Origin of the sequence: Streptomyces sp. NPDC046939 (assembly GCF_040644575.1) — a bacterium.
In the GTDB taxonomy this organism is placed as follows: domain Bacteria; phylum Actinomycetota; class Actinomycetes; order Streptomycetales; family Streptomycetaceae; genus Streptomyces.
The window spans coordinates 219,321-232,196 of the sequence record NZ_JBEYWV010000002.1 but is presented as its reverse complement, the minus strand read 5'-3'; the positions used below and the strand labels follow the sequence as shown (position 1 = coordinate 232,196).

Annotated in this window: 9 protein-coding genes; 4 read left to right on the top strand and 5 right to left on the bottom strand. The window is 73.1% G+C overall.

Annotated elements, in window-relative coordinates; all coding sequences use genetic code 11:
* Positions 1 to 2: 2 nt before the first annotated feature.
* Positions 3 to 938, top strand: a complete 936-nt coding sequence (locus ABZ877_RS03310; RefSeq protein WP_361063490.1) for a hypothetical protein — start codon at positions 3 to 5, stop codon at positions 936 to 938.
* 135 nt (positions 939 to 1,073) lie between these two features.
* On the opposite strand, the gene ABZ877_RS03305 is transcribed toward ABZ877_RS03310, so the two are convergent.
* Together ABZ877_RS03305 and ABZ877_RS03300 are read right to left on the bottom strand one after the other, a co-directional pair.
* Positions 1,074 to 2,117, bottom strand: a complete 1,044-nt coding sequence (locus ABZ877_RS03305; RefSeq protein ID WP_361063487.1) for a lactonase family protein — start codon at positions 2,115 to 2,117, stop codon at positions 1,074 to 1,076.
* Between the two features lie 103 nt (positions 2,118 to 2,220).
* Positions 2,221 to 3,720: an FUSC family protein gene (locus ABZ877_RS03300; RefSeq protein WP_361063484.1), complete on the bottom strand. Its 1,500-nt coding sequence runs from the start codon at positions 3,718 to 3,720 to the stop codon at positions 2,221 to 2,223.
* Between the two features lie 317 nt (positions 3,721 to 4,037).
* Here ABZ877_RS03300 and ABZ877_RS03295 point away from each other — a divergent pair, with 317 nt between their 5' ends.
* Both ABZ877_RS03295 and ABZ877_RS03290 read left to right on the top strand, forming a co-directional pair.
* Positions 4,038 to 4,301 carry a hypothetical protein gene (locus tag ABZ877_RS03295; protein WP_361063481.1) on the top strand — a complete coding sequence of 88 codons (264 nt, stop codon included), beginning with the start codon at positions 4,038 to 4,040 and terminating at the stop codon, positions 4,299 to 4,301.
* A gap of 89 nt (positions 4,302 to 4,390) precedes the next feature.
* Entirely contained in the window at positions 4,391 to 4,855 is a 465-nt protein-coding gene (locus tag ABZ877_RS03290) for a LuxR C-terminal-related transcriptional regulator (RefSeq protein ID WP_361063478.1), read from the top strand.
* 19 nt (positions 4,856 to 4,874) lie between these two features.
* Here ABZ877_RS03290 and ABZ877_RS03285 read toward each other — a convergent pair whose 3' ends face one another.
* Positions 4,875 to 5,630, bottom strand: coding sequence for a DUF3152 domain-containing protein (locus ABZ877_RS03285; RefSeq protein WP_361063475.1), 756 nt, complete (start codon positions 5,628 to 5,630; stop codon positions 4,875 to 4,877).
* A 116-nt stretch (positions 5,631 to 5,746) separates the two neighbouring features.
* Positions 5,747 to 6,613 (bottom strand): NAD(P)H-binding protein, encoded by an 867-nt coding sequence (locus tag ABZ877_RS03280; RefSeq protein WP_361063472.1) that lies wholly within the window; start codon positions 6,611 to 6,613, stop codon positions 5,747 to 5,749.
* Positions 6,614 to 6,718: 105 nt separating this feature from the next.
* Here ABZ877_RS03280 and ABZ877_RS03275 point away from each other — a divergent pair, with 105 nt between their 5' ends.
* A complete protein-coding gene (locus ABZ877_RS03275) occupies positions 6,719 to 7,426 on the top strand; it encodes a TetR/AcrR family transcriptional regulator (protein WP_361063469.1) in 708 nt (235 codons plus the stop codon).
* A gap of 118 nt (positions 7,427 to 7,544) precedes the next feature.
* Here ABZ877_RS03275 and pulA read toward each other — a convergent pair whose 3' ends face one another.
* On the bottom strand, positions 7,545 to 12,800 hold the full coding sequence (pulA, locus tag ABZ877_RS03270) for a pullulanase-type alpha-1,6-glucosidase (RefSeq protein ID WP_361063875.1): 5,256 nt from the start codon (positions 12,798 to 12,800) through the stop codon (positions 7,545 to 7,547).
* Positions 12,801 to 12,876 lie beyond the last annotated feature (76 nt).

Genomic DNA, 12,876 nt, shown 5'->3' with positions numbered 1-12,876 from the left:
CCATGAGCTCCCCCAATGGGCCCGCTTCCGGCCTGCCTGTACGAATGCCGCGACCTCGCCAGCCCGGACGCCACCGCCGTCCGGAACCCGTGGCCGCCCCCGAGGGCGCACCGGCCCTCGTGCTGGCCGTGCCCGGCACGCCCAGCGCGGAGACGCGCATGCTCGCCGACGAGGTCGTGAGCATCGCCCGGTCCGAGCTCCCCGGTCTGGACGCCCGCGTCGGCTTCGTCGACGGGGAGACCACCGACTTCCCGGTGTCCGCCGAGTTCCCCTCCCTCGCGTCCGTGCTCGCGCACGCCGCGAAGGAGCGCACCGCCCGCTACGAGCAGGCCGTCGCCGCCGGTGCCGAGGCGTCCGCGCCCGAGGGCCCCGTCGCGGTCGTCGTGCCGCTGCTCGCGAGCCCGGACGGCGCGCTGCTTCGCCAGATCCGGCAGTCCATCGCCGACAGCCGCGTCGCGGCCGAGCTGACCGACGTCCTCGGCCCGCACCCGCTGCTCGCCGAGGCCCTGCACGTGCGGCTCTCCGAGGCCGGGCTCGCCCGCGCCGACCGGGCCCGCCTGTTCACCGTGGCGACGGCCGCGGACGGCATCGTCCTCGCGTCCGTGGGCGGCGAGGAGGCGGTGCAGGCCGCCGGGATCACCGGGATGCTGCTCGCCGCGCGGCTCGCCGTGCCCGTGATCGCCGCCGCGCTCGACAAGGAGGGCGCGATCGCCGCCACCGCCGAGCAGCTCCGCGAGTCCGGCTCCCAGCAGCTCGCGCTCGCCCCGTACCTGGTCGGGCCGGAGCTGGACCCGAGCGTGTGGGAGGCGGCGGCCAAGGACGCGGGGCTCGCCGCGGCGGCGCCGCTCGGGGCGTATCCGGCGATGGGGAAGTTGGCGCTGGCGAAGTACACGGGGGCGCTGGGGATCACGCCTCAACCGGTTGCCTCCGGCGGGTGACCGGTACGACGGTGGGCCCGGGACGTTCCGCGTCCCGGGCCCTTCGTCGTGGGCGGTCTTTTTGACGGCTCGCCCTGCGGGCTCGATCATCGCCCTTCGGGCTCGTCCTCAATCGCCGGACGGGCTTGGATGGGGTCAGTCGAACACTACGCAGGAGGCCGCCGGGACCCGTACCGAGCCCGCTCTCGTCGGCTCGCCCGACTCCGCGTCCAGTGTGAACCACGTGACGTCGCCGGAGCGTTCGTTCGCCGCGTAGAGGTGGTGGGCCGAGGGGGCGAGGGAGAGGTCGCGGGGCCAGTGGCCGCCGCAGGGGGTCGTGGAGCGGAGGGTGGCGTGCTCGCCCGTGGGGTCCAGGGTGAGCGTCGAGATGACGTCCTCGCCGCGCGTCGCCGTCCACAGGAAGCGGCCGTCGGGCGAGACGACGATCTCGGAGGGGTAGGCGTCGCCGCGCGGCGCCTGGGCCAGGACGGAGACCTCCGTCAGCGGCTTGAGGACGCCCGCGTCCGCGTCCCAGGCGCAGACCGTGAGGGTCGGAGTCAGTTCGTTGAGGACGTACGCGTACCCGCCCGACGGGTGGAAGGCCAGGTGGCGGGGGCCCGAGCCGGGGCGCAGGGCCGTCTCGTGGTGGACGGTGAGCCGGCCGTCGGTGAGGGCGCAGACGCGGACGGAGTCCGTGCCGAGGTCGACGCTGACCGCCCAGCGGCCGCTCGGGTCCGGCAGGACCTGGTGGGCGTGCGGGCCCTGCTGGCGTTGCGGGTGCGGTCCTGAACCGGTGTGCCGCAGCACGTCGCGGCCGCCCGCGTCCGGGGTGCCGTCGGCGCGCAGCGGGAGCGCGGTGACGCTGCCGGAGCCGTAGTTGGCGGTGAGCACGTGACCGCCCCACAGGGACAGGTGCGTGGGGGCGTCGCCGCCGACCGGGGCGGGCTTGCCGAGCGGGGTCACGGGGGTGGTGTCGGTGCGGAACGCAGTGACCGTGCCGTCCGTCGTCTCGCCGACCGCGTACAGCAGGCCGTCGCCGACCGCCAGGTACGAGGGGTCGGGCGCGGCGTCGCTCGCGCCGAGGAGGGTCAGGGAGCCGTCGGAGGCGTTCAGCGCGGCGGTGACGACGCCGGGGCCGCCCGCCGCCGTGAACGATCCGATGTAGGCCCGTCCCGACCGTCCTGACTGGCTGCCGGTCACTGTGTCCCCTTTCGGCGTGCGGGCCGCGTGCCCGTGCGCCGACCGTAGCAGCGGCTCCGGCCCTGGCCGCCGAGGGGAGCGACGACTCGCCCCGTGCCCCGTCCTACGTGCCCGCGCCCGCCCGCTCGGCCCCGCGCAGCGGCACCGCGAGCTCCACCAGGGCGCGTTCCAGGGCGTGCAGATGGGCGAGGACCGGTTCCGCCTCCGGTGTCCGGGGCGCGGCCGTGACGCCTGTTCCGTACGGCGCCGGGGCGGTCAGGGCCTCCACCGCCGTCTCCACGCGCCAGCAGGCGGCGGCCAGGCGGGCGTCGTGGGAGGCCTCCGGGTCGGCGGCGACGGAGGCGAGGCCGCGGACCTCGCGGGCGCAGTCGTCGAGGAGGGCGAGGATCGTGCGGGCGCGCTCCTTGCGGGCCCGCAGCGGGCTGAGCGGGTGGACGAGGGGCGCGAGCGAGAGGCGTACGCGGGCAAGCAGCGCCTCCAGTTCGGCGACGCGCGGGGCGGGGTCCGCGGTGGCGTCACCGGCGAGGCGGGCGGCGGCCTCGGCGGTGCAGGCGTGGACGCACCGCAGGGCGCGTTCGACCCAGGCGTCGGTGACGGAGTGCGTGGTGACGGGCAGGACGAGGAGCACGGCGAGGACGGCGCCGAGCGCCCCGACGGCCGTCTCCGCCACGCGCAGCGCGAGCAGGCCGGGGTCGAGGACACCGAGGAGCCCGTACAGCATGCTCGCCATGGTGGTGACGGCCAGCATCATCCAGGTGTAGGAGACGGCGGCGGTGTAGAAGATGCCGAAGACGCTCAGCGCGATCACCACGGCCGCCGCGACCGGCTCGTCGTGCAGGGGGACGGCGACCAGGAAGCCGAGGACGATGCCGAGCACCGTGCCGAGGAAGCGCCGGAAGCCGCGTACCAGCGTCTCGCCGCGCGAGGTGGTGTTGACGAAGACCCACCAGGTGGCGCCGACGGCCCAGTACCAGCGCTGGTCGGAGAGGAGCTGGCCGACGGCGAGCGCGAAGCCCGCGCCGACGGTCGCCTGGACGGCCTGCCGGGTGGTGATCCGGGCCAGACCGGTCCCCGTGAACGGGGCGGGTACGGGCGCGGGCACGGGGGCCCGGCGCTCGTAGCACCACGCGCCGAACCGCACCGCGGCGGCGACGGCGAGCGAGAGCAGCACCGCCGTGTACAGCTCCGGGAGCCGGTCCGGCGTGGTGTGCAGGAACTGCGCCGCGAAGTACGTCATGAACGCGAAGACGCCGAGGGAGTGGCCGCGCGGCCCCCACCGCCGCGCGTACACCCCGGCCCCCACGATCGCCAGGAAGACCAGGTCGCGGGCGACGGGCTGGGCGTGGAGGAGCGCGGCGAGGGCGAGGACGGGGAGGCCGACGACCGGGAGCAGCGCCGTCGTCACCGCCTGGCCCCGGACCGTCGCGTCGGCCACCGTGAACAGGGCGAGGAGCGCGGCGAGACCGCCCGTGACGGCCGCCGTCAACGCGTGGCCCAGCGCCCCGCTCACCGCCACGGCGAGCCCGATCCCGAGCACGGCGCGGCTCGCGAACCGCAGCCGCGCACGTCCCGGATCCGGCGCCACGAAAGCCCTCTTCAGCAATGTCCCCGCCCTTCGATGTGTGTCCGGACATGAGTAAGGCGCCCCGGAGGTCCCTTTCCCGGAGGAAGCGGGGGTTCCGCAGCGCCATCGACCTTCGTATTGCAGCACCCCGGGGGCTCGTGGTTCAACAGAGCCCTGATGTGCTGAGCCATTGGTCCAGTCGGGAGGGGTGTCCGTCGGCCGGGAGAGGGCCAACGGACCACCCGCCCGCTCTCCCGGCTCCCACCGTGCCCGTGTCACCCGCACGAGGTGATGCGGTGCGTCCCGGCCGCGCGGCAGGGTCGTCCCCGAACCGGACACGTACGGGAGGGGGCGTCATGGGCGGGGCGCGGGCGGGCTCGGGAGCGGACGGGCCGTCAGCGGGCGCCGACTACGAGATCCGGGTCCGGGGCAGCATCGGCGAGGCGTTCAGGGCCGAGTTCGGCGAGCTGACGATCGTGCTGCACCCGGCCGAGACCGTCCTGCTCGGGGCGGGGCTCGACCAGGCGGCCCTGTACGGGATCCTCGACCGCGTCCAGGCGTTCGGCCTCGAACTCCTGGAGGTGCGGCGTCTGCCGGGCGCGCGCGACGGAGGACGCTGACCGCAGAGGGCCGACAAGCCCCTTCCGCGCGCCCCCCTCCGCCCGCACGGTGGGAGGGAGATGCCCTGTCACATGGGGAGGTGAGGGGCATGCGCACGCACGCGTCGCGCACGGGGCCCGACGGCTCCGGTCCTGTGGACGGGCGGGTGGCGGACCTGCACGGCAGGCTGCGCTCGCTGAGCCGCGATCCGCTGGGGGCGGACGAGGCGGTGACGACGTGTCTGGTGTGGGTCGCCGGTGTCCTGGTGGAGATCGCGGAGGACGTGACGGACGCGCGGAGCGCGCGCGAGCTGCGGGACGAGGCGTCCGCCGTCCTGGCCTCCGTGCCGGGACCGGCCCCGGTGGCCGACAGGCCGGCGCGAGAGGCCCTGACGGACCGTCAACTCGCCGTGCTGCACGCCTTGCAGCACGAGGTGCCGCTGCGGCAGATCGCGGACGGCATGTACGTCTCGTACAACACGGTCAAGAGCCACACCCGCGCGGTCTACCGCAAACTGGGCGCGCGGTCGCGGGCCGAAGCCGTCGACCGGGGGCGGGAGCTGGGGCTGATGTGAGACCCGGCGCGCGGCGCGCTCACGGTACGCGGGGGCCGCCCAGGTAGGTGCCCGCGCGGTCGTAGGGCCAGGCGTTCGCGGTGCAGCCGTGCAGGCCCTTGATCTGCTGCATCATCGCGGGCGCGGGCCGCCCGGCCGCCGGGCACGTCTCGTGTCCGTGGCCGATGCGGTGGCCGACCTCGTGGTTGACGATCAGCGCCCGGTAGTCGGCGAGGGGCCCGTCGAACTCGGGCGAACCCTGCACCCAGCGCCGCAGGTTGACCACGACCGACCGCCCGATGCTGCAGTTCACCTCGCCGCCGGTGTCGAGGCCCGCCGAGCCGCAGAGGCAGTCCACGGTGTGCGGCGTGGCGATCTTGATGATGAAGTCGCGCGGCCCCGAGCCGACGAGCTGGAAGGCGTCCACCCCGTCGCGGCTCCAGCCGCGCGGATCGCCGAGGATGCCCGCGATCTCCCGCGCGGCGCTGTCGGCCGGTATGCCGATGCCGTCCTCGACCTGCACTTTGTAGCGCCGCAGCTTGGACCCGGAGCCGACCGGGGCGCCCTCGCCGCGCGCCGTGGTGAAGGTGCCGGGGCCCACGACGGGCAGCGCGCCCGGGTCGCCCCCGTCCCGTACGCAGCGGGCGACGGCGAGCGCCTTGCTGTGGCGCCAGTACGCGTAGGCGCCGCCGCAGGCCGCGAGCACGGTGGCGATCACCGCGCTCGACACGAGCACCTGTGTCAGGCGTCTTCGCGCCCTCCCGGCGCGGCGCTCCCCCTGGTCCCCTCGGTTCATCCCGGCCCCCCTGAGTCGATGAACCCCTTGATCCTGCCACTTGGTCCGGACCACGTCACGGAGGGGGCCTCCGGTCCGCCCGGCAGGCCGGGCGCGCCGGGCAGATCAGGACGCGGTCAGCCCGCCGCCGCGACGGCCTCCTTCAGTACGTCGCGCAGGGGCGTCGGGGCGTGCCCGGTCAGGGTGGCGAGGGTGGGGTCGACCGCCGCGAACTCGCCCCGGCGGGCGGCCCGGAACAGGCCGAGCAGCAGATCTGCCTGAGCCGTCGGCACGCCGTGCGAGACGAGGCGCGCGTGATAGTCGGCGTCGGGGACGACCACGCGCTCGACGGGGCGTCCGGCGATGTCCGACAAAAGAGCCGCGATGTCGGCCAGGTCGAGGGCCTCGGCGCCGGTGAGCGCCGGGCTCGGTCCGTCGAAGCGGCCTTCGCCGGTCAGGACGAGCGCGGCGGCCTCGGCGAGGTCGGCGTGGGCCGTCCAGGAGACGGGGCCGTCCTGCGGGGCGACGAGCTGCCCGCTGCGCAGGGCGTCGCCGAGCATCATGACGGCGGACGCCGCGTAGAAGCCGTTGCGCAGGGCGGTGTGGGCGACGCCCGCCTCCCGCAGCGCCTGCTCGGTGGCGGCGTGGTCGGGCATGGGCGCGAAGAGCGAGGTCGGGCTCGCCCCCATGTGGCTGGTGTAGAGGACGCGGCGGGCGCCCGCCGCCACGGCCGCCGTGATCGCGGCGCGGTGCCCCGCGACGACGTGCTCGCCGGTGGAGTCGATGGAGACGATCAGGACCTGCTCGGCGCCCTCGAAGGCGTGGGCGAGGCTCTCGGGCTCGGTGAAGTCGCCGCGGCGGACACGCACTCCGCGCTCCGCGAGGTCCCGCGCCTTCTCGGGAGCGCGGACGCTGACGCCGATCCGGTCGGCGGGGACCCGGTCGAGCAGTCGCTCGACGGTCTCGCGGCCGAGCTGTCCGGTGGCTCCGGTGACGATGAGCATGACGCCTCCATGCTTAGGGGATTCGAGCGGGGTAATCGCTGATAACAATTGAACGTTAGCATCGATACCGTATCGGCGCTAACGCCTCCCTGTTACCGTTCCCTCATGAGCGTCGACGACATCACCGCGGAGGGCGGCCCCCGGGAGCGGATCCTGGCGGCCACGGCGAAGCTGCTGGCCGAGGGCGGTGAAGAGGCGGTGTCGACGCGGGCCGTCGGGGCCGCCGCCGGGGTGCAGGCGCCGACGATCTACCGGCTCTTCGGCGACAAGCAGGGCCTCCTCGACGCGGCGGCGGCCGAGGGCTTCGCCGCGTACCTCAGCGACAAGACCGAACTGGCCTTCACCGACGACCCGGTGGCCGACCTGCGCGCGGGCTGGGACCTGCATCTCGACTTCGGCCTCGCCAACCCCGCGTTGTACCTGCTCATGTTCGGCCGCCGACGCCCCGGCACCGTGCCGCCCCCGGCCGCCGTCGCCGGGTACGAGGTGCTCGCCACGCACATCCGGCGCATCGCCGAAGCGGGCCGGCTGCGGGTCACGGAGGAGCGCGCGGCGCAGCTCGTGCACGCGGCGGGCAGCGGGGCGACGCTCGCGCTGCTCGCGCAACCCGCTGAGCAGCGGGACAGGGAGGTGTCGGCGCTCGCGCGCGAGGCGGTCATCGCGGCGATCACCACCGACGCCCCCGCGGCACAGGCCCCGGGTGCGGCCGGCGCGGCGGTGGCGCTCCGCGCGGCCCTGCCGGAAACCACCGCGCTGACGGAGGCGGAGCGGACGCTGTTGCGCGAGTGGCTGGACCGGATCGCCCGGCACTGACCGGCCCGGACCCGAGCGACGCGGCGCGTGTCCCTGTGCCTGCTGTACAGGTGGCGGTCCCGAGGCCGGACGACAAAGACGCCCCCTGCCCGTGCGGGCAGGGGGCGTCCTCGTGGGATCACTTGCTCTTGAACACCGCCACCGTCCGGGCGGGCACCTCGAACGTGCCCGTTCCCGCCTCGTACGAGGCCGACCTGACGACGGAGTCCGAGCCGCCGGCCTGCGTCGGGTGCAGCCGGTAACCGGTCCCGGCGAGACCCGGGACCGTCTGGCTCTGCCGCTGCGGCGTCGCGTTCAGGACGACCACGAGGTCACCGAGGCGCATGGTGAGGACGCCCGGCGTCTCGTCCTTGCCCGAGAGCGGGAACGACAGCTCCTTCTGGACCTGCCCGGCCGAGGCCAGGTGGAAGGCGGGCTCGGCCGTGCGGATCCTGAGGAGGTCCTGGTAGGCGGCCGATGTGCCGTCGATGGCGGCGCAACCCGGCACGGGCACCGACTTCAGCAGCGGCGCCGCGTACGGCCACTTGGCCTTGTTGTCGGCGGCCGGGGGCAGGCCGCGCCCGAACCCGTTGCCCGCCCGGCAGTCCCAGTGGATGGCGTTGAACCAGTCGCCGCTGTCGAACGAGTTCCGGTCGAGCGACTTCGAGCGGAGCAGGTCGGTGCCCGCCTGCGACAGGGCCGGGCCCTGGGACAGCGCGGCCGTCGCCATGGCGAGGACCTGCATGCGGGAGCGGTCCGCCGTGCTCGTCGACGCGGGCAGCTTGTACGTCAGCGTGTCGTACAGGGACTCGTTGTCGTGGGCGTCCGCGTAGGCGAGGGCGTCGCCGGGCGCGGCGGCGTATCCGGCGGGGGCGCCGTTGTAGTCGACGTCGGAGCCCTTCACCTTCTTGCCCGTGCTGTCGGTGAACTCGTAGGCGGCGAGGTTGCCGGACAGGCCGACCTTGATGAGGTCCTGGTAGTGCAGGAGGCGGGCCTTCTGCTCCGCCGGGGTGCCGTTCGCCTTCGAGGAGTTGGGGTCGGTGTAGAGGCCGGAGGCGAAGCCCTGGACGCCCGGGTCCTCGTCGAAGGGGCTGCCGCCGCGCACGGCGTCGCGGGCCCGGTCGGCGAAGGTGGCGATGCCGGTGCCCGCCATGTTCTTCTGCGTGGCCTGCACGAAGCGGGCGTCGTCGGCGACCTCGCCGAAGTTCCAGCCCTCCCCGTAGAGGATGATCTTCTTGCCGTCGACGCCGTCCTTCTTGAGGGTGAGCGCGTCGAGGGCCTTGCGGACCGCGAGGATGTTGGCCTTGGGGTGGTGGCCCATCAGGTCGAAGCGGAAGCCGTCGACCTTGTACTCCTTCGCCCAGGTGACGAGCGAGTCGACGACGAGCTTGCCCATCATCGCGTTCTCGGGCGCGGTGTTCGCGCAGCACGTGGAGTTCGCGACCGAGCCGTCCGGCATGAGCCGCTGGTAGTAGCCGGGCACGATCCGGTCGAGGACAGACGTCTTGTCCTGCCCGGCCGCCGCCGTGTGGTTGTAGACGACGTCCATGACGACGCGCAGGCCGTCCTCGTTGAGCGCCTTGACCATCCGGCGGAACTCGACGGTGCGCCGGGTGCCGTCGGGGTCGCTCGCGTACGAGCCCTCGGGGACCGTGTAGTGGTACGGGTCGTAGCCCCAGTTGAAGGCGTCCTTGGCCGCCGCCTTGCCGACGCACTCCTGCTGCTTGTCGCTGTCGGGGGCGTACGACGCCAGGTCACAGGCGGGCGTGGCCTGCTCGGACCTCTTCTCGGGGATGGTGGCGATGTCGAAGGCGGGCAGCAGGTGCACGTACGAGGTGCCGGACTTCGCCAGCTCGCGCAGGTGCCTCGAGCCGTCGCTGTTCTTGTCGGTGAAGGCGAGGTAGGTGCCGCGGTCCTTCGCCGGGGTCGTGCGGTCCGCCACCGAGAAGTCGCGGATGTGCAGCTCCTGGATCTGCGCGTCCTTCATGGCGACGGCCTTGGGCTTGGCCAGACCGGACCAGCCCTTCGGGGCGAGCGCCTTGTCGGCCAGGTCGACGACGAGGCTGCGCTCCGAGTTCGCGGTGAGCGCCACGGAGTACGGGTCGGTGACCTTGTTGCTGACGAGCTTCTGGACGCTCGGCGCCCACACGGTCACGGCGAACCGGTACTCCTCGCCGCGCCAGGCGGACGCGGGGCCGGTGACGGACCAGACGCCGCTCGCGGCGTCGCGGCGCATCGCGCGCTCCTTGCCGCCAAGTTCGAGCCGTACGTCCTGCGCGGTCGGCGCCCAGACGGAGAGCGTGACCTTGTCGCCCTTGAACACCGGGCCCAGGGCGGCCTTTTCCGCGCTGCCCGCGTACAGGTCGTCCAGGGCGCCCGGGATCTGCACCCCGGTGGCGGCGAGCAGGGCGCCGTTCGCCGCGCGCTGCGTGGCGATGAGCTGGCCGCGCAGGGCGTCCCGCACCCGGTCGCGGTCGCGCGGATCGACGGTGAACGCCGGATAGTCCTTGAGGTGCGGGTACCTCGCCTTCTGCGCGTCGGTCAGCGCACCGGGCCTCAGCCGCAGCCAGTGCCCCTCGCTGCTCAGCGCACCGTCCTGGACGGTGATGCCGCCCTCGGGCGCGTAGACGAGCTGCTGGCTGGTGGCGGCGGTGGCCGTCACCTTCCAGACGACGGTGTTCGCGTCGATCCACTGCGCCTGCGCCTTGGAGAGGTCGAGGTCACCGCCCGAGCCGACCGACGGGAGCAGGTAGGAGGACTCCCCCGCATTGAGCCACACCTCCTTGCCGTACGTGGCGAAGTCGAGGACGCGGTCGGTGGCGATGTCCTTCTCGTCGCCCTTGTGGACGATGTAGTTCAGCGTCGTCGCGCCGTCCGCGAGCGGCACCTCGAAGATCAAGCCGTACGCGTCCTTGCCGGTGGGCTTGAGCGGCTTCGACCAGTCGGTGGGGTTGGCGGCACCCGTCCAGGTGTGCAGGCCCCAGCCGTCGTAGTCGCCGTCCGCGCGGTGGACGTGGATCACGGCCTTCTTCTCGTCCTGCGGCGGATAGACCCCATCGGGCCTGGCGGTCGCCTGCCCGTCCTTGCCCTGCTCGACCCAGACCTCGCCGGTCCTGGCCAGGTCGACGGTGCGCTGCGGACCGTCGGTGTCGTCACCGTTCTGGAGGGTGTACGTGACGGAACTCGCCCCGTCCGGGACCTTCACCCAGGTGAAGGCGCCGAAGGCGTCCCGGCCGGTGAACTGCCCCGTCGCGGAGCCCGACTTGAGCGTCCAGCCGTCGTAGTCGCCGTCCGCGCGCTTGTAGTGGACGACGGCGTAGTCACGGTCGACCGCCGTCGGCTTCTCGGGCGCGGGCGGCTGCCCCGCCGTCGAGGAGGCGAGGGCGCTCGCGGTGCGTCCGGCGCGGTCCACCACGACAGCCTTGTACCGCAGCGTCGTCCCGGCCTCCACCGTGTCGGGGAGGTACTGGGTGATCCGGTACGGGGCGTGGTCGACGGAGCCGAGCGTCTTCCAGGCGCCGTTGCCCACCTGCGCGGCGAAGACGACGCGCGCGGAGGCGGTGGTGCCCGGGTCGGCGGAGAGGGTGACCGTGCCGGTGGCGCCGGCGGCGGGGGCCTTCAGGGTCAGCGCGGGCTTCGCGGCGGGCGCCGGGAGCTTGCCGTCGGCGCGCAGGACCAGTGATGACAGGGCCGGGACCGTCACCTCGACGGAGCCGCCGGACGCCTTGACCGTGCCCGAACCGCCGTACAGCGCATGGAACTTCGCGGACTCGACGGGCAGCGTCACCGTCTTCGCGGTCGTCGCGTTGTTGACCGCCACGACGTACTCGCGGTCCGCGCCCGTACGGGAGAAGGCGTACACCGAGTCCTTGGCGTACAGCTCCTTCTGGGTTCCGTCGGCGAGCGCCGGGTTGTCCTTGCGGAGCTTGGAGAGCGCGGCGATCGCCTTGTAGAGCGGGTGCCGGGTGTCGTAGGCGTCGTCGGCGTGGGTGCGGGCGGTGCCGATCTCGTCGTCGTCGAGGTAGTCGGCGACCTTCGAGGCGAACATCGTCTGCCGGGCGTCCTTGTCGCCGCCGGGGCCGGTGAAGCCCTGCTCGTCGCCGTAGTAGACGACGGGGTTGCCGCGCGAGAGGAACATGACCTCGTTGGCCAGCTTGTCGCGGCGCAGCAGCTCGGCGTCGGACGCCTGCGGGTTGTCGGCTTTCAGGAAGCTGCCGATGCGGCCCATGTCGTGGTTGCCGAGGAACGTGACCTGCTCGTAGGCGTTCGCCTTGTCGGTCGCGTACTTGTAGTCGTCGGCGAACACCTTGGCCAGCTTGTCGGCCGTCGCGCCTTGTGAGGCGTAGGCGCGGGCCCCTTCCTGGAAGGGGAAGTCGAGGGTCGCGTCGAGGCGGCCACGGGTGACGTACGGGGAGGTCACGTCGGTGTCGGCGGAGTACACCTCACCGAACATGAAGAAGTCGTCCCGGCCGTGCTTGGCGGCATACGTGTCGAGCGCCGTGGCCCACTGGGTCCAGAAGTCCAGGTCGACATGTTTGACGGTGTCGATGCGGAACCCGTCGATGTCGAAGTCCCGCACCCACGTCTTGTAGATGTCCTCCATGCCCTTGACGACCTCGGGCCGCTCGGTCCACAGGTCGTCGAGGCCGGAGAAGTCGCCGTACGTGGTGGACTCGCCCTCCCAGGTCGAGTCGCCGCGGTTGTGGTACATGGTCGGGTCGTTCAGCCAGGACGGGACCATCTCGCCCGTGTTCTTCGGCGTGTACGGGAACGAGTCCGCGTCGACCTTCGCGGTCACCCCCTTGCTGTCGTCGAAGGGGCGGCCCTCGGTGTCCAGGTAGGGGTAGGCGCCCTTGGGGCGGTAGTTGTACGTCATCTCGGTGTAGTCGACCGTGTCGGCGGTGTGGTTCGTGATGACGTCGAAGAAGACCTTCATGCCCTTGCGGTGGGCCTTGGATATCAGGGTCTTCAGGTCGGCGTTGGTGCCGAAGTGCGGGTCGACCTGGGTGAAGTCGGTGATCCAGTAGCCGTGGTAACCGGCTGAGGCGTTGTCGCCCGTGCCCTGCACCGGCTTGTTCTTGAAGATCGGCGCCAGCCATATCGCGGTGGTGCCGAGGTCCTTGATGTAGTCGAGCCGGTTCGTCAGGCCCTTGAGGTCGCCGCCCTGGTAGAAGCCCTTGTCGGACGGGTCGTAGCCGGTGGCGAGGCGGGTGCCGGTGAGGCCGCCCTTGTCGTTGGACCTGTCCCCGTTGGCGAAGCGGTCGGGGAGGACGAAGTAGTACTGCTCGCGCGTCAGGTCATGGCGCGCGGGCGTGGCGGCCAGCTTCGCGTCCGACGGCGGCGCGGGCGGCGCCGCGGCGCGGGCCGCGAGCGGCTGGGCCAGGGTCAGGACCAGCGCGGCGGCCGCGGTGTACGCGGCGGTCCGTCTGTGGCGTTGCGGTGTGGAGAGGGTGCGGCTCAAGGCGTGAACT